Source organism: Pseudomonas sp. Marseille-P9899 (assembly GCF_903166565.1).
Classification (GTDB): Bacteria; Pseudomonadota; Gammaproteobacteria; order Pseudomonadales; family Pseudomonadaceae; genus Aquipseudomonas; species Aquipseudomonas huaxiensis.
In genome coordinates, this window is sequence record NZ_CAESCG010000007.1 from 187,930 (window position 1) to 207,486 (window position 19,557).

Consider the following 19,557-nt stretch of genomic DNA (forward strand, 5'->3'; position numbering starts at 1 on the left):
TTTTTTTATTGGGTTGACACCTAATGGGGGCGTCTATAGAATCACGCCTCCTTTTAACGGGCGTAGTGCGCCCGGTGGGAATAGCAGCCTGGAGTCTGAAATCCAATGCAAAATCAGCAAATCCGTATCAGGTTGAAGGCTTTTGACCATCGCCTGATCGACCAATCCACCCAGGAAATCGTGGAAACCGCGAAACGTACTGGTGCTCAGGTACGTGGTCCAATTCCACTGCCTACCCGTAAAGAGCGGTTCACCGTTCTGGTCTCCCCGCACGTCAACAAAGACGCGCGCGACCAGTACGAGATCCGTACTCATAAGCGCGTTCTGGACATCGTCCAGCCAACGGATAAAACCGTTGATGCACTTATGAAGCTTGATCTTGCAGCAGGTGTGGAAGTGCAGATCAGCCTCGGCTAAGACTTGGGTCTTAGTCGTGTAACGCTCTGAAATGGGCGGCCATAGCGGGTGAAAGCCCCGTACACTCATGAGGTTTACAACATGACTATTGGTGTAGTCGGTCGTAAGTGCGGTATGACCCGCATTTTCACCGAAGAAGGTGTCTCCATTCCGGTCACGGTCATTGAGATCGAGCCGAATCGCGTCACCCAGTTCAAAACTGAAGAAACCGATGGCTATCGTGCAGTGCAAGTCACTGTCGGTGAGCGTCGTGCTTCGCGTGTGACTGCTGCTCAAGCAGGCCACTTCGCTAAAGCAAACGTTGCCGCTGGTCGTGGTGTCTGGGAATTCCGTCTTGAAGACGGCGAATACCAGGCTGGCGACTTGATCAACGCTGAGCTCTTCGCTGCAGGCCAACTGGTAGATGTTACCGGTCAGTCCAAGGGTAAAGGCTTTGCCGGTACCATCAAGCGCTGGAACTTCCGCGGTCAAGACAACACCCACGGTAACTCCGTTTCCCACCGCGTCCCGGGCTCTATCGGCCAGTGCCAGACTCCTGGTCGTGTATTCAAGGGCAAAAAAATGTCCGGTCACATGGGCGCCGAGCGCGTGACCGTTCAGTCCCTGGAAGTAGTGCGCGTCGACGCTGAACGCAATCTGTTGCTGGTCAAGGGTGCCGTTCCAGGCGCCACTGGTGGCAATCTGGTTGTGCGTCCGGCTGCCAAGGCTCGCGGTTAAGGGGAAGCTGACATGCAACTAAATGTAAATGACGCTCAAGCGATCGAAGTTTCCGAACTGACTTTCGGTGGCGAATTCAACGAGACGCTGGTTCACCAAGCAGTCGTGGCCTACATGGCCGGCGGCCGTCAAGGCACCAAGCAGCAGAAAACCCGTTCCGACGTGTCTGGTGGCGGTAAGCGCCCTTGGCGTCAGAAGGGTACTGGTCGCGCTCGTGCCGGTACTATCCGTAGCCCAATCTGGCGTGGCGGTGGTACCACTTTCGCAGCTCGTCCTCAGGATCACTCGCAGAAGCTCAACAAGAAGATGTACCGCGCAGCAATGCGTTCCATCCTCGCTGAGCTGGTGCGTACCGACCGTCTGGTCGTGGTTCAAGACTTCGCTGTTGAAGCACCGAAAACCAAAGACCTGCTGAACAAGCTGAATGGCATGGGTCTGAGCGACGTACTGATCGTTTCTGATGCTGTTGATCAGAATCTGTACCTGGCTGCCCGTAACCTGCCGCACGTTGACGTGCGCGATGTACAGGCCTCCGATCCGGTCAGTCTGATCGCATACGACAAAGTGTTGATCACTGTGTCGGCCGTGAAGAAATTCGAGGAGCTGCTGGGATGAACCAGGAACGCGTATTTAAAGTTCTACTTGGCCCGCATGTTTCCGAGAAGGCCACGGTTCTGGCTGACAAGAAAGGCCAGTTCGTTTTCAAGGTTGCTACTGACGCAACCAAGCTGGAAATCAAGAAGGCCGTCGAAAGCCTGTTCAGCGTGAAAGTGGAAAGCGTAACTACCCTGAACGTTCTGGGTAAGTCCAAGCGCACCGCTCGCGGCCTGGGCAAGCGTAATGACTGGAAGAAGGCGATCATCTCCCTTCAGCCAGGCCAAGATCTCGATTTCAGCAGCAGTGCTGAGTAAGGAAGGGGTGCATCATGGCAATCGTTAAATGCAAACCGACTTCCCCTGGCCGCCGTTTTGTGGTCAAGGTGGTCAACAAGGAGCTGCATAAAGGCGCTCCTCACGCACCGCTGCTCGAGAAAAAATCGAAGTCTGGTGGTCGTAACAACAATGGCCGTATTACCACTCGTCACGTTGGTGGTGGTCATAAGCAGCATTACCGTCTGGTCGACTTCCGTCGCAACGACAAGGACGGCATCGCCGCCACTGTCGAGCGTATCGAATACGATCCAAACCGTACTGCTCATATCGCTCTGCTGTGCTATGCGGACGGCGAACGTCGCTACATCATCGCCCCTAAAGGCGTGAGCGCTGGTGACCAGCTGATCGCAGGTGCTCTGGCTCCTATCAAGCCGGGCAACTCGCTGCAGCTGCGTAACATCCCAGTCGGTAGCACCATTCACGGCATCGAACTGAAGCCGGGTAAAGGTGCGCAAATCGCTCGTTCCGCTGGTGCTTCGGCTCAGCTGATCGCTCGCGAAGGTGTCTACGTGACCCTGCGTCTGCGCTCTGGCGAAATGCGTAAAGTACTGGCTGAGTGCCGTGCGACCCTGGGCGAAGTCTCGAACTCCGAGCACAGCCTGCGTTCGCTGGGTAAAGCTGGTGCCAAACGCTGGCGTGGCGTTCGCCCAACCGTTCGTGGTGTTGCCATGAACCCGGTTGACCACCCACATGGTGGTGGTGAAGGTCGTACCTCCGGTGGTCGTCATCCGGTATCGCCATGGGGCTTCCCGACCAAGGGTGCGAAGACTCGTGGTAATAAGCGTACCGACAAAATGATCGTCCGTCGTCGCAAGTAAATAGAGGGATACGACAGTGCCACGTTCTCTGAAAAAAGGTCCTTTTATCGATCTTCACCTACTGAAGAAGATCGAAGTGGCGGCGGAAAAGAACGATCGCAAACCAGTTAAAACCTGGTCGCGTCGTTCGATGATCCTGCCACAAATGGTCGGTCTGACCATCGCGGTACACAACGGTCGTCAACATGTCCCAGTTCTCGTGAACGAAGACATGGTCGGCCATAAACTGGGCGAGTTTGCCGGTACCCGCACCTACCGCGGGCACGTGGCTGACAAGAAAGCCAAGCGTTAAGGGGTTAGGAAATGGAAGTAGCCGCTAAGTTGTCGGGCGCTCGAATCTCCGCCCAGAAAGCCCGCTTGGTCGCCGACCAGATCCGCGGGAAGAAGGTGGGCGAAGCGCTCAACCTGTTGGCCTTCAGCAGCAAGAAAGCTGCTGAAATCATGAAGAAAGTCCTCGAGTCGGCCGTAGCCAACGCCGAACACAACGAAGGCGCAGACGTTGATGACCTGAAGGTCTCCACCGTTTTCGTCAACGAAGGGCGTTCGCTGAAGCGCATCATGCCGCGTGCCAAAGGCCGCGCTGATCGCATCGTCAAGCGGTCTTGCCATATCACTGTCAAGGTTGCGGACAAGTAACGGAGTCGATACAGATGGGTCAGAAAGTACATCCCACTGGCATTCGCCTGGGAATCGTCAAGGAGCACACCTCCGTCTGGTACGCCGACGGTAGGACTTACGCAGATTACCTGTTGAAGGATCTGCAAACCCGTGAGTACCTCCAAGACAAACTAAAAAGCGCGTCCGTGAGCCGTATCGATATTCATCGTCCGGCCCAAACTGCACGCATCACCATCCACACCGCTCGTCCAGGTATCGTTATCGGGAAGAAAGGTGAAGATGTTGAGAAACTGCGTCAGGACCTGACCAAGCAAATGGGTGTGCCTGTGCACATCAATATCGAAGAGATCCGCAAGCCGGAGCTCGACGGTATGCTGGTTGCTCAGAGCGTAGCTCAGCAGCTGGAGCGTCGTGTCATGTTCCGCCGTGCTATGAAGCGCGCCGTACAGAACGCCATGCGTATTGGTGCCAAGGGCATCAAGATCCAAGTGAGCGGTCGTCTCGGCGGTGCTGAAATCGCACGTACTGAATGGTATCGCGAAGGTCGTGTGCCACTGCACACCCTGCGTGCCGATATCGACTATGCCACTTACGAAGCTCACACCACTTACGGTGTGATCGGTGTCAAGGTTTGGATCTTCAAAGGCGAAGTTATTGGTGGTCGCCAAGAAGAACTGAAACCACAAGCACCAGCGCCTCGTAAAAAAGCTGCTAAGTAAGGGGTACGCCAAATGTTGCAACCAAAGCGTACAAAATTCCGCAAGCAGATGACTGGCCACAACCGTGGTCTGGCACTGCGCGGTAGCAAGGTCAGCTTCGGCGAGTTCGCCCTGAAAGCTGTTGCTCGCGGTCGTCTCACCGCTCGCCAGATCGAGTCGGCACGTCGTGCTCTGACTCGTCACGTAAAGCGTGGCGGCAAGATCTGGATCCGTGTATTCCCGGACAAGCCGGTTACCAAGAAGCCTCTCGAAGTGCGGATGGGTAAAGGTAAGGGTTCCGTTGAGTACTGGGTTGCCCAGATTCAGCCAGGCAAAGTCCTGTACGAGATCGAGGGTGTTTCTGAAGAGCTGGCGCGTGAGGCTTTCGCCCTGGCTGCTGCAAAGCTGCCTCTCGCCACCTCCTTTGTTAAGCGGACGGTGATGTGATGAAAGCGAATGAACTTCGTGAAAAATCAGCACAGCAGCTGAACGAGCAACTGCTCGGCCTGCTGCGTGACCAGTTCAATCTGCGTATGCAGAAAGCAACTGGCCAGTTGGGGCAGTCGCACCTGCTCTCGCAAGTTAAGCGTGACATTGCTCGCGTGAAAACTGTGCTCAACCAGCAGGCAGGTAAGTGATCATGGCTGAAGCTGAAAAAACCGTCCGTACGCTGACTGGCCGTGTCGTCAGCGACAAGATGGACAAGACCATCACCGTTCTGATCGAGCGTCGCGTAAAGCACCCGATCTACGGTAAATACGTTAAGCGTTCGACTAAGCTGCACGCGCACGACGAAAACAACCAATGCCATATCGGCGACAAGGTTTCCATCCGTGAAACCCGTCCGCTGGCCAAGACCAAGTCCTGGGCGCTGGTTGAAGTTCTCGAACGCGCTGTTGAAGTCTAAGGGCTAAGGGTCGGAGAAATTTTATGATTCAGACTCAATCCATGCTCGATGTGGCCGATAACAGCGGCGCTCGTCGCGTCATGTGCATCAAGGTTCTCGGCGGTTCGCACCGCCGTTACGCCGGTATCGGTGACATCATCAAAGTAACCGTCAAGGAAGCAATTCCGCGCGGTAAAGTGAAAAAAGGCCAAGTGATGACTGCTGTTGTAGTCCGCACTCGCCATGGTGTTCGTCGCGCTGACGGCTCCATCATTCGCTTTGATGGCAACGCTGCTGTTCTGTTGAACAACAAGCAAGAGCCGATCGGCACCCGTATCTTTGGGCCAGTGACCCGTGAACTTCGTACCGAGAAGTTCATGAAGATCGTCTCGCTCGCCCCAGAAGTGCTGTAAGGAGATCCGACATGCAAAAGATTCGTCGTGACGACGAGATCATCGTGATCGCCGGCAAAGACAAAGGTAAGCGCGGTAAGGTGCTGAAGGTGCTCGCTGACGACCGTCTGGTCGTTGGTGGGATCAACCTGGTGAAGCGTCATACCAAGCCTAACCCGATGTCGGGCGTACAAGGCGGTATCGTCGAGAAAGAAGCGCCTCTGCACGCTTCCAACGTCGCCATTTTCAACGGCGAAACCAACAAGGCTGACCGCGTTGGTTTCAAAGTAGAAGAAGGCAAAAAAATTCGTGTCTTCAAGTCGACCCAAAAAGCGGTTGATGCTTGAACACTGCTAGGTAGAAGACCATGGCACGACTGAAAGAGATTTATCGGAAGGAAATCGCTCCGAAGCTTAAGGAAGAACTTAAGCTGGCGAACGTGATGGAAGTTCCGCGCGTTACCAAGATCACCCTGAACATGGGTCTGGGCGAAGCGATCGGCGACAAGAAAGTCATCGAGCACGCTGTTGCTGACCTGGAAAAGATCACCGGTCAAAAAGCCGTTGTGACTTTCGCTCGGAAATCCATCGCAGGCTTCAAAGTCCGTGAAGGTTGGCCGATCGGCGTCAAAGTCACTCTGCGCCGTGATCGTATGTACGAGTTCCTGGACCGCCTGCTGGCGATCTCCCTGCCTCGGGTTCGCGACTTCCGCGGCCTGAATGCCAAGTCCTTCGATGGTCGTGGCAACTACAGCATGGGCGTGAAAGAGCAGATCATCTTCCCGGAAATCGACTACGACAAGATCGATGCTCTGCGCGGTCTGGACATTACCCTGACCACCACTGCTCGTACGGATGACGAAGGCCGCGCTCTGCTGCGTGCTTTCAAATTCCCGTTCCGCAACTGATTGGAGTAGGAAAATGGCCAAGAAGAGCATGAAAAACCGCGAGCTGAAGCGTCAGCTGACGGTTGCTAAGTTCGCCAAGAAGCGTGCTGAGCTCAAAGCGATCATCGTTAATCTGGAAGTAACTCCAGAAGAGCGTTTCGCTGCGGTTGTAGCTCTGCAGAAGCAGCCACGTGACGCCAGCGCTTCGCGCCTGCGTAACCGCTGCCGCATCACTGGTCGTCCACACGGCGTTTACCGCAAGTTCGGCCTCGGCCGTAACAAGCTGCGTGAAGCAGCAATGCGCGGTGACGTTCCAGGTCTGGTCAAAGCCAGCTGGTAAGACGTACCTGCGGTGTCGCGGTGGTGGAAGAGCGATCTTCCGACCACCGGTGACCCGGCATCGAAACAAGCCCCTTTTGGGGCTTGTTTCGTTTTTGGTATGTGTCTAGAATGACCGGCTCGCCTGAGCCCGGGTTTTTCCGTGCGGCTTCGGGCGACAGTAGTAGCCGAAAGGCTAATTTTTTTTGCATCAGGAGCGTCTAGCCCATGAGTATGCAGGACCCGTTAGCGGACATGCTAACTCGCATCCGTAATGCCCAGATGGCTGAAAAGTCCGTCGTAAGCATGCCTTCGTCAACTCTGAAGGTTGCGGTCGCCAAAGTTCTGAAAGACGAAGGTTACATTGCTGGCTACCAAGTCAGCAGCGATGTAAAGCCATCGCTCTCCATCGAGCTGAAATACTTCGAAGGCCGTCCGGTCATCGAGGAAGTCAAGCGCGTAAGTCGTCCAGGTCTGCGTCAGTACAAGTCCGTCGATGAACTGCCGAAAGTACGTGGCGGTCTGGGCGTGTCTATCGTCTCCACCAACAAAGGTGTGATGACGGATCGTGCTGCGCGCGCTGCCGGTGTTGGCGGCGAAGTTCTCTGCACAGTGTTCTAAGGGGGGATAAGCATGTCTCGCGTCGCTAAGAACCCCGTTAAGCTGCCAGCTGGCGTCGAAGTAAAATTCGCCGGCCAACAGCTTTCGGTGAAGGGTGCCAAGGGCACTCTCGAACTGAATGTTCACTCGTCTGTAGAAGTGATCGAAGAAGCTGGTGAGCTGCGTTTCGCTGCTCGCAACGGCGATCAACAGACCCGCGCTATGGCCGGTACTACCCGTGCCCTGGTAAACAACATGGTCCAAGGCGTAAGCCAAGGCTTCGAGCGCAAGCTCCAGCTGGTCGGTGTTGGTTACAAAGCACAAGCCAAAGGCACCGTGCTCAACCTGGCGCTCGGCTTCTCGCATCCAGTGGACTACGAACTGCCAGCCGGTATCACCGCTGAAACTCCAAGCCAGACCGATATCCTGATCAAGGGTATCGATAAGCAGCTGGTAGGTCAGGTGGCCGCTGAAATCCGCGACTTCCGTCCACCAGAGCCTTATAAAGGCAAGGGTGTGCGTTACGCGGACGAAGTAGTCCGTCGTAAAGAAGCCAAGAAGAAGTAGGGCATAGCAAATGACCGACAAAAAAGTTACTCGTCTGCGTCGCGCTCGCAAAGCACGCCTGAAAATGCACGAACTCGAAGTCGTGCGTCTCTGCGTGTTCCGCTCCTCGCAGCATATCTACGCCCAGGTCATCTCGGCCGACGGCAGCAAAGTCTTGGCCAGTGCCTCGACTTTGGACAAAGAACTGCGTGATGGCGCCACCGGCAACATCGACGCGGCCACTAAGGTTGGCAAGCTGGTAGCTGAGCGTGCGAAAGCCGCCGGTGTATCTCAAGTTGCCTTTGACCGTTCCGGCTTCAAGTATCACGGCCGCGTCAAAGCGCTGGCTGATGCTGCTCGTGAAGGCGGGCTGGAGTTCTAAGTTATGGCAAATAACGATCAAAAGCGCGACGAAGGCTACATTGAGAAGCTGGTTCAGGTTAACCGCGTTGCCAAGACCGTAAAAGGCGGCCGTATCTTCACCTTCACCGCGCTGACCGTGGTGGGTGATGGCAAAGGTCGCGTTGGTTTCGGCCGTGGTAAGTCGCGTGAAGTACCTGCTGCGATCCAGAAGGCTATGGAAGCTGCTCGCCGCAACATGATTCAGGTTGACCTGGATGGCACCACTCTGCAGTATGCAACCAAGTCCGCCCATGGCGCGTCGAAGGTTTACATGCAGCCTGCCTCCGAAGGTACCGGTATCATCGCCGGTGGCGCCATGCGTGCTGTCCTGGAAGTTGCTGGCGTTCAGAACGTCCTGGCCAAGTGCTACGGCTCGACTAACCCTGTAAACGTGGTTCACGCCACTTTCAAGGGTCTGAAGGCTATGCAATCTCCTGAGTCCATTGCTGCCAAGCGCGGCAAGAGCGTTGAGGAGATTCTCTGATCATGGCTACCGTTAAAGTAACGCTGATCAAAAGCACCGCCGGCCGTCTGCCTAACCACAAACTGTGTGTTAAAGGCCTGGGTCTGCGCCGCATCGGTCACACTGTAGAAGTCCTGGATACTCCCGAGAATCGCGGGATGATCAACAAGGCTTACTACATGCTGCGCGTCGAGGGTTAATCGATGAAACTCAATGATCTGAGTCCAGCGCCGGGTTCCCGTCGCGAGAAGCATCGTCCGGGTCGTGGTATCGGTAGTGGTTTGGGTAAGACTGGTGGCCGCGGCCACAAAGGTCAAACCTCCCGCTCCGGTGGCACCATCGCTCCTGGCTTTGAAGGCGGTCAACAGCCGCTGCACCGTCGTCTGCCGAAGTTCGGCTTCGTTTCCCTGAAAGCCATGGACCGCGCAGAAGTGCGTCTGTCCGAGTTGGCCAAAGTGGAAGGCGACGTTGTTACCGTTCAGTCCCTGAAGGACGCCAACGTGATTAACCAGAACGTACAGCGTGTGAAAATCATGCTGTCGGGCGAAGTTACTCGCGCGGTCACCATCAAGGGTATCGCCGTCACCAAAGGTGCACGTGCGGCTATCGAAGCAGCTGGCGGCAAGTTCGAGGAATAAATGGCTAAGCAAGGTGCTCTCTCTTCGCTCGGCAAAGGCGGAATGTCTGAACTCTGGGCTCGTCTGCGTTTTCTGTTCCTGGCGATCATCGTCTATCGAATAGGCGCACACATCCCGGTTCCAGGCGTTAACCCTGAGCGGCTGGCGGAACTGTTTCGACAGAATGAGGGGACCATTCTTAGCTTGTTCAACATGTTTTCCGGCGGTGCGCTGGAGCGTATGAGCGTATTTGCACTGGGGATCATGCCGTATATTTCGGCATCGATCATCATGCAGCTCATGACCGCTGTCAGCCCACAGCTGGAGCAGTTGAAGAAGGAAGGTGAAGCTGGCCGTCGCAAGATCAGCCAGTACACCCGCTACCTCACCGTTACCCTGGCGTTGGTCCAGGCCATTGGCATGTCCATTGGTCTGGCTGGTCAGGGTGTGGCGTTTGCTGCTGGTTTCGGCTTCCATTTCGTTGCGGTTTCCACGTTTGTGGCCGGCGCAATGTTCATGATGTGGCTGGGCGAGCAGATTACCGAGCGCGGTGTGGGCAACGGTATCTCGATGCTTATTTTCGCGGGTATCGTTGCCGGTCTTCCGAGAGCAATCGGGCAGTCTTTCGAGTCTGCGCGTACAGGCGATATCAACATCTTCGCCCTGGTCGCTATCGGTTTGCTGGCAGTAGCGATTATCGGTTTTGTGGTCTTCATCGAGCGTGGTCAGCGTCGTATTGCTGTTCACTACGCGAAGCGTCAGCAGGGCCGCAAGGTCTTTGCTGCGCAGACGAGCCACTTGCCGCTTAAAGTGAACATGGCCGGTGTTATTCCGGCTATTTTCGCAAGCAGCATTCTGCTGTTTCCGGCTTCGCTGGGTGCCTGGTTCGGTCAGTCTGAGGGTATGGGCTGGTTGCAGGACATCTCGCAGTCGATCGCTCCTGGTCAGCCGTTGAATATTCTGCTGTTTAGTGCAGGGATCATTTTCTTCTGCTTCTTCTATACGGCGTTGATGTTCAATCCGAAAGACGTAGCGGAAAACCTGAAGAAGTCCGGTGCCTTTATTCCGGGTATCCGTCCTGGCGAGCAGTCGGCGCGCTACATTGATGGCGTTCTGACCCGTTTGACCATGTTCGGTGCTCTTTATATGACGGCCGTGTGCCTGCTTCCCCAGTTCCTGGTGGTCGCAGCAAACGTTCCGTTCTACCTTGGCGGGACCTCGTTGCTGATTGTGGTAGTGGTTGTGATGGACTTTATGTCCCAAGTACAATCGCACCTCGTTTCGCACCAGTACGAATCCCTGATGAAGAAAGCCAACCTGAAAGGCTACGGCGGCAGCGGTCTGCTGCGCTGAAACCCCTAAGGTTCGAGGAGTTGGTGATGAAAGTTCGTGCATCGGTGAAAAAACTGTGCCGTAACTGCAAAATTATTCGCCGCGAAGGTGTCGTTCGAGTAATTTGCAGCGCGGAACCACGTCACAAACAGCGCCAAGGCTGAGTGTGATCTGCGCTTCAAGCCCAGCAGCTAGTGTGCTGCTGGGTTGATTAATTGTTTCTACAGCGATATTATCTCGCGCCCTATTTCTTGGCTTCCGGGGCGTAGGTAGCTGTCAATTGGAGTCCCACTGAATGGCCCGTATTGCAGGCGTTAACATTCCAGATAACAAGCATACTGTTATCTCGCTGACCTACATCTACGGTGTTGGTCGCACCACTGCACAGAAAATCTGTGCAGACACTGGGGTAAACCCAGCCGCAAAGATCAAGGATCTGAGCGACGAGCAGATTGAACAGCTGCGTAGCGAAGTTGCGAAGTTCACCACTGAAGGTGACCTGCGTCGCGACATCAACATGAAAATCAAGCGGTTGATGGACCTGGGTTGCTACCGCGGCCTGCGTCATCGTCGGGGTCTGCCAGTACGCGGTCAGCGTACCAAGACCAATGCCCGTACCCGTAAAGGTCCGCGCAAGCCGATCCGCAAGTAATCGCACCAGCGAATCGACAGGAATTTAGACATGGCAAAACCTGCTGCTCGTCCTCGTAAAAAAGTCAAAAAGACAGTGGTTGATGGCATCGCCCACATCCACGCGTCTTTCAATAACACCATCGTGACCATCACCGATCGTCAAGGTAACGCTCTGTCCTGGGCTACCTCCGGCGGTTCGGGTTTCCGTGGTTCCCGCAAATCGACCCCGTTCGCCGCTCAGGTAGCTGCAGAACGTGCTGGTCAAGCTGCGCTGGAATACGGCCTGAAGAACCTCGACGTCAACGTCAAGGGTCCAGGTCCAGGTCGTGAGTCCGCTGTTCGTGCACTGAACGGCTGCGGCTATAAGATCGCCAGCATCACCGACGTGACGCCAATCCCGCATAACGGGTGCCGTCCGCCGAAGAAGCGTCGCGTGTAATCAGGAGACAGATAAATGGCACGTTACATTGGTCCAAAATGCAAACTGTCTCGTCGTGAAGGCACCGATCTGTTCCTGAAGAGTGGCGTTCGCGCTCTGGAATCGAAGTGCAACATCGAAGCAGCCCCAGGTATCCACGGTCAGCGCCGTGGCCGTCAGTCCGACTACGGCACCCAGCTGCGTGAGAAACAAAAAGTCCGTCGTATCTACGGCGTGCTCGAGCGTCAGTTCAGCGGTTACTACAAGCAAGCGGCTTCCAAGAAAGGCGCTACTGGTGAGAACCTGCTGCAACTGCTCGAATGCCGTCTGGATAACGTCGTTTATCGTATGGGCTTTGGCGCTACTCGTGCCGAATCCCGTCAGCTGGTTTCGCACAAAGCGATCAGCGTAAACGGCAAGACTGTAAACGTTCCGTCCTACCAAGTTCGTCCGGGTGACGTGGTCGCAGTTCGCGAGAAATCGCTGAACCAGCTGCGCATTGTTCAAGCCCTTGAACTGTGCGCTCAGCGTGGCCGCGTTGAGTGGGTAGAAGTGGATGCTGCCAAGAAGTCGGGCGTTTTCAAGAACGTTCCTGCTCGCAGCGACCTGTCTGCCGACATCAACGAAAACCTGATTGTCGAGCTCTACTCCAAGTAAGGGCTAGAAAATAGGTGCATCCATGCAGATTTCGGTAAATGAGTTCCTGACGCCCCGCCACATCGATGTGCAGGTCGTCAGTCCAACCCGCGCTAAGATCACGCTCGAGCCTCTCGAGCGTGGTTTCGGCCATACCCTGGGCAACGCGCTGCGCCGCATCCTGTTGTCCTCTATGCCTGGCTGTGCAGTAGTCGAGGCCGAGATTGACGGTGTACTCCATGAGTACTCCGCGATCGAAGGTGTACAGGAAGATGTTATTGAAATCCTGTTGAACCTTAAAGGCCTGGCTATCAAACTGCATGGTCGTGACGAAGTTACGCTGACCTTGTCGAAGAAGGGTTCGGGGGTGGTTACCGCTGCCGATATTCAGCTGGATCATGATGTCGAGATCGTTAACCCCGATCACGTAATCGCTAACCTGGCGTCCAACGGCGCTTTGAACATGAAGCTCACCGTAGCTCGTGGTCGTGGTTATGAGCCGGCCGATTCGCGTCAGAGCGATGAAGACGAAAGCCGCAGCATTGGTCGCTTGCAGCTTGACTCTTCGTTCAGCCCGGTTCGCCGTATCGCATACGTGGTGGAAAACGCCCGTGTCGAGCAGCGTACCAACCTGGACAAGCTGGTTATTGATCTGGAAACCAACGGTACCCTGGATCCTGAAGAGGCTATCCGTCGTGCTGCAACCATCCTGCAACAGCAGTTGGCTGCGTTCGTCGACCTCAAAGGTGACAGCGAACCCGTGGTAGTCGAGCAGGAAGACGAGATCGATCCGATCCTGCTTCGTCCAGTTGACGATCTGGAATTGACCGTGCGTTCGGCCAACTGCCTGAAGGCGGAGAACATCTACTACATCGGCGATCTGATTCAGCGCACCGAAGTAGAGCTGTTGAAAACTCCGAACCTCGGCAAGAAGTCCCTGACTGAAATCAAGGACGTTCTGGCTTCCCGTGGTCTGTCCCTCGGCATGCGCCTCGACAACTGGCCGCCTGCAAGTCTTAAGAAAGACGACAAGGCGACTGCCTGATCGTCGTAATCACCGAACGTAGTGTTTGGTAAGGAATGAATCATGCGTCATCGTAAAAGTGGACGTCACCTGAGCCGTACCAGCTCTCACCGCAAGGCCATGTTCCAGAACATGGCGGTGTCGCTGTTCGAGCACGAGCTGATCAAAACTACCCTGCCAAAAGCCAAGGAACTGCGCCGCGTTGCCGAGCCGCTGATCACCCTGGCCAAGGAAGACAGCGTAGCTAACCGTCGCCTTGCTTTCGACCGTACTCGTTCGAAAGAAATCGTCGGCAAGCTGTTCAACGATCTGGGCAAGCGCTACGCCACCCGTCAGGGCGGCTACCTGCGTATCCTCAAGTGCGGTTTCCGCGCTGGCGACAACGCGCCTATGGCGTACGTCGAGCTGGTTGATCGTCCTGTCGGTGGCTCGGTAGAAGCTGCTGAGTAAGACGAACAGTCTTGAACAAAAAACCGGGCCTAGTGCCCGGTTTTTTGTTTTCTATTGATTGGTTTTCTTATTGGCCAGGCGATATGCGGTCCGCTGTTGCGCCGTTTTGAAGAAACATTGCGCTTAACTCGAAGTGATAAGGAGAAACTCCCTCATTTGGACGCTTTTCAATGAAAATCACTACTGTTCGCCCGCTTTTTTCGACATTTATGCGTAAATCACAGTGACCTCCCAGTCATCCTGGTTCAAACTATGGCTTTAACACAGGGAGAGGCGGGACGATGCAAGGTCACCCGGACGTAATCGACTATCTCAACACGTTGCTGACGGGCGAACTGGCGGCACGTGATCAGTACTTCATTCACTCGCGGATGTACGAAGACTGGGGCTTCAGCAAGCTCTACGAACGCATCAATCACGAGATGGAAGAAGAAGCCCAACACGCTGATGCCTTGATCCGCCGCATCCTGATGCTGGAAGGTACGCCGCGCATGCGTCCGGACGATCTGGATATCGGTGCTACCGTGCCAGACATGATCGCCGCCGATCTGCGCCTGGAATACAAAGTCCGCGCTGCACTGTGCAAAGGCATCGAGCTGTGCGAGCTGCACAAGGACTACATCAGCCGCGACATCCTTCGTCTGCAACTGGCTGACACCGAAGAAGATCACACCTACTGGCTGGAAAAGCAGAAAGGCTTGATCAAGTCGCTGGGGTTGGAGAATTACCTGCAATCGCAGATGTAATCAGCTCTGCTACAAAAAAGCCCCTGTCGTGAGAGCGACAGGGGCTTTTTCATTTCAGTGCCGGATCAGGCTCGGTCTCTTTCCAGCAGCGGCTTGAGGTAGTGCCCGGTGTGGGACTGCTTCATGTTCGCCACTTCTTCTGGCGTGCCGCAGGCGATGATCTGACCGCCCTTGGAACCACCTTCCGGACCAAGATCGACCAGCCAATCTGCGGTCTTGATCACGTCCAGGTTGTGCTCGATCACCACAACGGTATTACCGTGGTCGCGCAGTCGGTGCAGTACATCGAGCAACTGCTGGATATCCGCGAAGTGCAGGCCTGTGGTGGGTTCGTCGAGGATGTACAGGGTTTTGCCGGTATCGCGCTTGGACAGCTCGCGGGACAGCTTGACCCGTTGCGCCTCGCCGCCTGACAGCGTTGTAGCCGACTGCCCGAGCTTGATGTAGGACAGACCCACATCCATCAACGTTTGCAGCTTGCGAGCCAGCGCTGGCACCGCATCGAAGAACTCGCGGGCTTCCTCGATGGTCATTTCCAGCACCTCGTGGATGTTCTTGCCCTTGTACTTGATCTCCAGTGTCTCGCGGTTGTAGCGCTTGCTCTTGCAGACGTCGCAAGGGACGTAGATGTCTGGCAGGAAGTGCATCTCCACCTTGATCAGCCCGTCGCCCTGGCAGGCTTCGCAGCGTCCGCCCTTGACGTTGAAGGAGAAGCGGCCCGGGCCGTAGCCCCTCGAGCGCGATTCCGGGACGCCGGAGAACAATTCGCGGATCGGCGTGAACAGACCGGTATAGGTCGCCGGGTTGGAACGTGGCGTACGGCCGATCGGGCTCTGGTCGATATCCACCACCTTGTCCAGGTGCTGCAGGCCGTCGCAGCTGTCGTGCGCGGCGGCTTCCTGGGTCGTGGCACCGTTGAGTGCGGTGGCCGCGAGGGGGAACAAGGTATTGTTGATCAGCGTCGACTTGCCAGAACCGGACACACCGGTCACGCAGGTCAACAGGCCGATTGGAATCTCCAGGTCGACGCTCTGCAGGTTGTTGCCGCGTGCGCCCTTGAGCTTGATCGACAGCTTCTTGTTGCGTGGCGTGCGCTTGGCCGGCACCGCGATCTTGATCCGCCCGGACAGGTATTTCCCGGTCAGTGAGTCAGGATGCGCCATCACTTCTGCGGGCGTACCTTCGGCAACGATCTGGCCGCCGTGTACTCCGGCGCCGGGACCGATGTCGACCACATAGTCCGCGAGACGGATTGCGTCCTCGTCGTGCTCTACCACAATCACCGTGTTGCCGATGTCGCGCAGGTGATTGAGGGTGGCCAGCAGACGATCGTTATCGCGCTGGTGCAATCCAATGGAGGGCTCGTCGAGGATATACATCACCCCGACCAGGCCGGCGCCGATCTGGCTGGCCAGGCGGATGCGCTGGGCTTCGCCGCCGGACAGTGTGTCGGCACTGCGATCAAGGGTCAGGTAGTCGAGGCCGACGTTCACCAGGAACTGAAGACGCTCGCAGATTTCCTTGAGAATCTTGTCGGCGATTTCGCCACGGCGTCCGGTCAGCTTCAGGCCACCGAAATACTGGCTTGCATCGCCGATGGGCAGGCCGGTCACTGCGGGCAAGGTCTTCTCGCCAACCCAGACGTGACGAGCCTCGCGGCGCAGGCGGGTGCCGCGGCAGTCCGGACACGGCTGGGTGCTGAGGAACTTGGCCAGCTCCTCGCGTACCGTAGCCGACTCTGTTTCCCGATAGCGGCGTTCCAGGTTCGGCACGATGCCCTCGAAGGGGTGCGAGCGCTTGACGATATCGCCACGGTCGTTGAGATACTTGAAGTCGACGTTCTGGTTACCGCTGCCGCTGAGAATGATCTTCTGGCGGTCGGCGGGCAGTTCGTTGAACGGGACTTCCAGGCTGAAGCCGAAGTGTGCCGCCAGCGACCCGAGCATCTGGAAGTAATAGACGTTGCGTCGGTCCCAGCCGCGGATCGCGCCCTCGGCCAAGGTCAGCTCGCCATTGACCAGGCGCTTGGCGTCGAAGAACTGCTTGACCCCCAGGCCGTCGCAGGTCGGGCAGGCGCCGGCGGGGTTGTTGAAGGAGAACAGCTTCGGCTCCAGCTCGCTGATGGCGTGGCCGCAGATCGGACAGGCGAAGCGTGCGGAAAAGATCATCTCTTCGCCGCCTTCATCATCCATCGGCGCGACGAGCGCAATGCCGTCGGCCAGTTTCAGCGCGGTTTCGAACGACTCGGCCAGACGCTGTTGCAGGTCTTCGCGGACTTTGAAGCGGTCCACTACCACATCGATGCTGTGCTTCTTCTGTTTGTCGAGCTTGGGCAACTCGTCCAGCTCGCAGAGCTTGCCGTTGATACGGGCACGGACGAAGCCCTGGGCGCGCAGCTCTTCGAATACCGCCAGGTGCTCGCCCTTGCGCTCACGGATCACCGGGGCCAGCAGCATCAGCTTGCTGCCTTCCGGCTGCGCCAGGACCAGGTCGACCATCTGGCTGACGGTCTGGGCCTCCAGCGGAATGTCGTGGTCCGGGCAGCGCGGCGTACCGACGCGGGCATACAGCAGGCGCAGGTAGTCGTAGATTTCGGTGATGGTGCCGACGGTGGAGCGAGGGTTGTGCGAAGTGGACTTCTGCTCGATGGAAATCGCTGGCGAGAGGCCTTCGATGGTATCGACGTCCGGCTTTTCCATCATCGACAGGAACTGTCGCGCATAGGCCGACAGCGACTCGACGTAGCGACGCTGGCCCTCGGCATAGAGCGTGTCGAATGCCAGGGATGACTTGCCGGAGCCGGACAGGCCGGTGATGACGATCAGCTTGTCGCGGGGCAGAGTCAGGTCGATGTTCTTCAGGTTGTGGGTACGTGCCCCACGAATCAGGATCTTGTCCACTACGGCCTCGCTTGGCGGGCTTAAACGGAGCAGTATACGGCTCGCCGCCGGTGCGCGGCAAAGCGTCGCGTAGATGCTGTTAAACGATGGGACTGGTAGAATCGCCGCCGGTTCACACGAGGTTAATCCATGCACGATCCCCACAGCGAACGCATGAGTGGCAGCGAAACCCGCGCCGCAGGCGGCCTGGCCCTGGTGTTCGCCTTCCGTATGCTGGGCATGTTCATGGTCCTGCCGGTACTGGCTACCTATGGCATGGACCTGGCGGGCGCGACGCCGGCACTCATTGGTCTGGCTATTGGCGCCTATGGGCTGACCCAGGCGGTATTGCAGATTCCATTCGGCGTCATATCCGACCGCATCGGCCGGCGTCCGGTGATCTACCTGGGGTTGGTGATCTTTGCGCTGGGGAGTGTGCTGGCGGCTCAGGCCGACTCGATCTGGGGCGTGATTGCCGGACGGATCCTGCAAGGTGCCGGGGCGATTTCGGCGGCGGTAATGGCGTTACTGTCGGACCTGACCCGTGAGCAGCACCGCACCAAGGCCATGGCCATGATTGGCATGAGCATCGGTTTGTCGTTTGCCGTGGCTATGGTTGTCGGGCCTTTGTTGACCCGTAGCTTTGGTCTGTCCGGACTGTTTCTGGCGACGGCGGCGATGGCACTGGTGGGTATCGCTCTGATCGCGTTCGTCGTACCTGCTTCCAGCGGACCGCTGCACCACCGCGAGTCCGGGGTGGCGAAGCAAGTGCTCGGCCCGACCTTGCGACACCCTGATCTGCTGCGCCTGGACGTTGGTATTTTCGTCCTGCATGCCATCCTCATGGCCAGCTTCGTTGCCCTGCCACTGGCGTTCGTTGAACGCGGCGGGCTGCCCAAGGAAGAGCACTGGTGGGTGTACCTGACCGCTCTGCTGATTTCATTCTTCGCAATGATTCCCTTCATTATCTATGGTGAGAAAAAGCGCAAGATGAAACGTGTCCTTCTGGGCGCGGTCAGTGTCTTGCTGCTGACGGAGCTATTCTTCTGGGAGTGGGGGAACAGCCTGTCGGCCCTGGTGATCGGGACCGTGATCTTCTTCACCGCCTTCAACCTGCTGGAAGCGTCGTTGCCGTCGTTGATCAGCAAGGTGTCGCCTGCCGGCGGCAAGGGCACGGCGATGGGGGTCTATTCCACCAGCCAGTTCCTCGGAGCGGCGCTGGGCGGGATATTGGGTGGATGGATGTTCCAGCATGGTGGCTTGACCACGGTGTTCCTCGGCTGCGCGGGTTTGTGCGGGCTCTGGCTTGCCGTAGCTGTTACCATGCGCGAACCACCTTATGTGACAAGCCTGCGCATGCCGTTGTCGCCCGAAGCGCTACGCGAGGCGGGCTTGACCGAGCGCCTGAAGGCCGTGCCGGGTGTGACCGACGCAGTGGTGGTGGCAGATGAAGCCGCCATCTATATCAAACTGGATACACAAATTTTGGATCGTTCGACCCTGGAACGCTTGGTCAATCCGGCGTCCGCGGCGTGCGAAGCCTAGGAGAACGTTATGGCCCGTGGGGTTAACAAAGTCATATTGGTCGGCACCTGTGGCCAGGATCCTGAAGTACGCTACCTGCCGAACGGCAACGCCGTGACTAACCTGAGCCTGGCCACCAGCGAGCAGTGGACCGACAAGCAGACCGGCCAGAAGGTCGAGCGCACCGAGTGGCACCGCGTCTCGATGTTCGGCAAGGTCGCCGAGATTGCTGGTGAGTACCTGCGCAAGGGTTCTCAGGTGTACATCGAAGGCAAGCTGCAAACCCGCGAGTGGGAAAAAGACGGCATCAAGCGTTACACCACCGAAATCATCGTCGACATGCAAGGCACCATGCAGTTGCTGGGCGGCCGTCCGCAGAACCAGGATGGTGGCGGTGCGCCGCAAGGCAACTACAACCAGGCGCCGCAGGCTCCACGCCAGCAAGCGCCTCGTCCGCAGCAGGCTCCTCAGCGTCCGGCTCCTCAGCAGCCAGCGCCGCAGCCGGCTCCGGACTTCGACAGCTTTGATGACGATATTCCGTTCTGATATCAGCTGTAGAGACTCTTTATAGAGTTGCCTCACAAAACCCCCGCTATGCGGGGGTT

The 19,557-nt window shown here is 56.9% G+C and carries 32 protein-coding genes; 31 read left to right on the forward strand and 1 reads right to left on the reverse strand.

The genetic code is table 11. The features are described 5' to 3' along the window. Window positions 1-105: 105 nt before the first annotated feature. From rpsJ to bfr, 29 genes are all read left to right on the forward strand, one after another. Entirely contained in the window at window positions 106-417 is a 312-nt protein-coding gene (gene rpsJ / locus HWV67_RS27100) for a 30S ribosomal protein S10 (RefSeq protein WP_003186070.1), read from the forward strand. Between the two features lie 81 nt (window positions 418-498). Further along, window positions 499-1,134 (forward strand): 50S ribosomal protein L3, encoded by a 636-nt coding sequence (rplC, locus tag HWV67_RS27105; protein ID WP_095160006.1) that lies wholly within the window; start codon window positions 499-501, stop codon window positions 1,132-1,134. A 12-nt stretch (window positions 1,135-1,146) separates the two neighbouring features. After that, window positions 1,147-1,749 carry a 50S ribosomal protein L4 gene (rplD, locus tag HWV67_RS27110; protein ID WP_095160005.1) on the forward strand — a complete coding sequence of 201 codons (603 nt, stop codon included), beginning with the start codon at window positions 1,147-1,149 and terminating at the stop codon, window positions 1,747-1,749. Then, a complete protein-coding gene (gene rplW, locus HWV67_RS27115) occupies window positions 1,746-2,045 on the forward strand; it encodes a 50S ribosomal protein L23 (protein WP_095160004.1) in 300 nt (99 codons plus the stop codon). Before rplD ends, rplW begins: the two co-directional genes overlap by 4 nt. A 14-nt stretch (window positions 2,046-2,059) precedes the next feature. Next, window positions 2,060-2,884 (forward strand): 50S ribosomal protein L2, encoded by an 825-nt coding sequence (gene rplB / locus HWV67_RS27120; protein WP_095160003.1) that lies wholly within the window; start codon window positions 2,060-2,062, stop codon window positions 2,882-2,884. A gap of 16 nt (window positions 2,885-2,900) precedes the next feature. Further along, complete coding sequence (gene rpsS, locus HWV67_RS27125; RefSeq protein ID WP_002555486.1) at window positions 2,901-3,176, forward strand: 30S ribosomal protein S19; 276 nt, start codon at window positions 2,901-2,903, stop codon at window positions 3,174-3,176. 11 nt (window positions 3,177-3,187) lie between these two features. Beyond that, window positions 3,188-3,520, forward strand: a complete 333-nt coding sequence (gene rplV, locus HWV67_RS27130; protein WP_003103908.1) for a 50S ribosomal protein L22 — start codon at window positions 3,188-3,190, stop codon at window positions 3,518-3,520. A gap of 14 nt (window positions 3,521-3,534) precedes the next feature. Continuing rightward, window positions 3,535-4,221 (forward strand): 30S ribosomal protein S3, encoded by a 687-nt coding sequence (rpsC, locus tag HWV67_RS27135; protein WP_095160002.1) that lies wholly within the window; start codon window positions 3,535-3,537, stop codon window positions 4,219-4,221. Window positions 4,222-4,233: 12 nt separating this feature from the next. Further along, on the forward strand, window positions 4,234-4,647 hold the full coding sequence (gene rplP, locus HWV67_RS27140; protein ID WP_009397508.1) for a 50S ribosomal protein L16: 414 nt from the start codon (window positions 4,234-4,236) through the stop codon (window positions 4,645-4,647). Next, window positions 4,647-4,838, forward strand: a complete 192-nt coding sequence (gene rpmC, locus HWV67_RS27145) for a 50S ribosomal protein L29 (RefSeq protein ID WP_002555481.1) — start codon at window positions 4,647-4,649, stop codon at window positions 4,836-4,838. Before rplP ends, rpmC begins: the two co-directional genes overlap by 1 nt. Window positions 4,839-4,840: 2 nt before the next feature. Then, complete coding sequence (gene rpsQ, locus HWV67_RS27150) at window positions 4,841-5,107, forward strand: 30S ribosomal protein S17 (protein ID WP_031303185.1); 267 nt, start codon at window positions 4,841-4,843, stop codon at window positions 5,105-5,107. A gap of 23 nt (window positions 5,108-5,130) precedes the next feature. Then, the gene (rplN, locus tag HWV67_RS27155) at window positions 5,131-5,499 is read left to right on the forward strand and encodes a 50S ribosomal protein L14 (protein ID WP_002555479.1); all 369 of its coding nucleotides are present in this window, start codon (window positions 5,131-5,133) and stop codon (window positions 5,497-5,499) included. A gap of 11 nt (window positions 5,500-5,510) precedes the next feature. Then, entirely contained in the window at window positions 5,511-5,825 is a 315-nt protein-coding gene (gene rplX / locus HWV67_RS27160; RefSeq protein ID WP_008374158.1) for a 50S ribosomal protein L24, read from the forward strand. Window positions 5,826-5,845: 20 nt separating this feature from the next. Then, window positions 5,846-6,385, forward strand: a complete 540-nt coding sequence (gene rplE / locus HWV67_RS27165) for a 50S ribosomal protein L5 (RefSeq protein WP_009397500.1) — start codon at window positions 5,846-5,848, stop codon at window positions 6,383-6,385. Window positions 6,386-6,398: 13 nt separating this feature from the next. Next, window positions 6,399-6,704 carry a 30S ribosomal protein S14 gene (gene rpsN, locus HWV67_RS27170; protein ID WP_095160001.1) on the forward strand — a complete coding sequence of 102 codons (306 nt, stop codon included), beginning with the start codon at window positions 6,399-6,401 and terminating at the stop codon, window positions 6,702-6,704. Window positions 6,705-6,910: 206 nt separating this feature from the next. Beyond that, a complete protein-coding gene (gene rpsH / locus HWV67_RS27175) occupies window positions 6,911-7,303 on the forward strand; it encodes a 30S ribosomal protein S8 (protein ID WP_095160000.1) in 393 nt (130 codons plus the stop codon). 12 nt (window positions 7,304-7,315) lie between these two features. Further along, on the forward strand, window positions 7,316-7,849 hold the full coding sequence (gene rplF, locus HWV67_RS27180; protein ID WP_095159999.1) for a 50S ribosomal protein L6: 534 nt from the start codon (window positions 7,316-7,318) through the stop codon (window positions 7,847-7,849). Between the two features lie 10 nt (window positions 7,850-7,859). Next, on the forward strand, window positions 7,860-8,210 hold the full coding sequence (gene rplR, locus HWV67_RS27185) for a 50S ribosomal protein L18 (RefSeq protein ID WP_009397496.1): 351 nt from the start codon (window positions 7,860-7,862) through the stop codon (window positions 8,208-8,210). A 3-nt stretch (window positions 8,211-8,213) separates the two neighbouring features. Continuing rightward, the gene (rpsE, locus tag HWV67_RS27190) at window positions 8,214-8,714 is read left to right on the forward strand and encodes a 30S ribosomal protein S5 (protein ID WP_042123536.1); all 501 of its coding nucleotides are present in this window, start codon (window positions 8,214-8,216) and stop codon (window positions 8,712-8,714) included. A gap of 2 nt (window positions 8,715-8,716) precedes the next feature. Then, a complete protein-coding gene (rpmD, locus tag HWV67_RS27195) occupies window positions 8,717-8,893 on the forward strand; it encodes a 50S ribosomal protein L30 (protein ID WP_010220317.1) in 177 nt (58 codons plus the stop codon). Window positions 8,894-8,896: 3 nt separating this feature from the next. After that, window positions 8,897-9,331, forward strand: a complete 435-nt coding sequence (rplO, locus tag HWV67_RS27200; RefSeq protein WP_095159998.1) for a 50S ribosomal protein L15 — start codon at window positions 8,897-8,899, stop codon at window positions 9,329-9,331. Beyond that, window positions 9,332-10,663, forward strand: a complete 1,332-nt coding sequence (gene secY, locus HWV67_RS27205; RefSeq protein ID WP_095159997.1) for a preprotein translocase subunit SecY — start codon at window positions 9,332-9,334, stop codon at window positions 10,661-10,663. Between the two features lie 26 nt (window positions 10,664-10,689). After that, entirely contained in the window at window positions 10,690-10,806 is a 117-nt protein-coding gene (gene rpmJ, locus HWV67_RS27210; RefSeq protein ID WP_002555468.1) for a 50S ribosomal protein L36, read from the forward strand. Between the two features lie 131 nt (window positions 10,807-10,937). Next, on the forward strand, window positions 10,938-11,294 hold the full coding sequence (gene rpsM, locus HWV67_RS27215; protein WP_095159996.1) for a 30S ribosomal protein S13: 357 nt from the start codon (window positions 10,938-10,940) through the stop codon (window positions 11,292-11,294). A 30-nt stretch (window positions 11,295-11,324) separates the two neighbouring features. Next, on the forward strand, window positions 11,325-11,714 hold the full coding sequence (rpsK, locus tag HWV67_RS27220; protein ID WP_002555466.1) for a 30S ribosomal protein S11: 390 nt from the start codon (window positions 11,325-11,327) through the stop codon (window positions 11,712-11,714). A gap of 15 nt (window positions 11,715-11,729) precedes the next feature. After that, window positions 11,730-12,350: a 30S ribosomal protein S4 gene (gene rpsD / locus HWV67_RS27225; protein WP_095159995.1), complete on the forward strand. Its 621-nt coding sequence runs from the start codon at window positions 11,730-11,732 to the stop codon at window positions 12,348-12,350. 22 nt (window positions 12,351-12,372) lie between these two features. Beyond that, the gene (locus tag HWV67_RS27230; protein WP_003186012.1) at window positions 12,373-13,374 is read left to right on the forward strand and encodes a DNA-directed RNA polymerase subunit alpha; all 1,002 of its coding nucleotides are present in this window, start codon (window positions 12,373-12,375) and stop codon (window positions 13,372-13,374) included. A gap of 42 nt (window positions 13,375-13,416) precedes the next feature. Beyond that, window positions 13,417-13,803: a 50S ribosomal protein L17 gene (gene rplQ, locus HWV67_RS27235; RefSeq protein WP_002555463.1), complete on the forward strand. Its 387-nt coding sequence runs from the start codon at window positions 13,417-13,419 to the stop codon at window positions 13,801-13,803. Window positions 13,804-14,084: 281 nt separating this feature from the next. After that, window positions 14,085-14,549, forward strand: a complete 465-nt coding sequence (gene bfr, locus HWV67_RS27240) for a bacterioferritin (RefSeq protein ID WP_095159994.1) — start codon at window positions 14,085-14,087, stop codon at window positions 14,547-14,549. Between the two features lie 65 nt (window positions 14,550-14,614). On the opposite strand, the gene uvrA is transcribed toward bfr, so the two are convergent. Further along, on the reverse strand, window positions 14,615-17,449 hold the full coding sequence (gene uvrA / locus HWV67_RS27245; protein WP_175653479.1) for an excinuclease ABC subunit UvrA: 2,835 nt from the start codon (window positions 17,447-17,449) through the stop codon (window positions 14,615-14,617). 129 nt (window positions 17,450-17,578) lie between these two features. Here uvrA and HWV67_RS27250 point away from each other — a divergent pair, with 129 nt between their 5' ends. Together HWV67_RS27250 and HWV67_RS27255 are read left to right on the forward strand one after the other, a co-directional pair. Continuing rightward, a complete protein-coding gene (locus HWV67_RS27250) occupies window positions 17,579-18,973 on the forward strand; it encodes an MFS transporter (RefSeq protein ID WP_175653480.1) in 1,395 nt (464 codons plus the stop codon). Window positions 18,974-18,982: 9 nt separating this feature from the next. Continuing rightward, window positions 18,983-19,498: a single-stranded DNA-binding protein gene (locus tag HWV67_RS27255; RefSeq protein WP_095159993.1), complete on the forward strand. Its 516-nt coding sequence runs from the start codon at window positions 18,983-18,985 to the stop codon at window positions 19,496-19,498. Window positions 19,499-19,557: the final 59 nt, after the last annotated feature.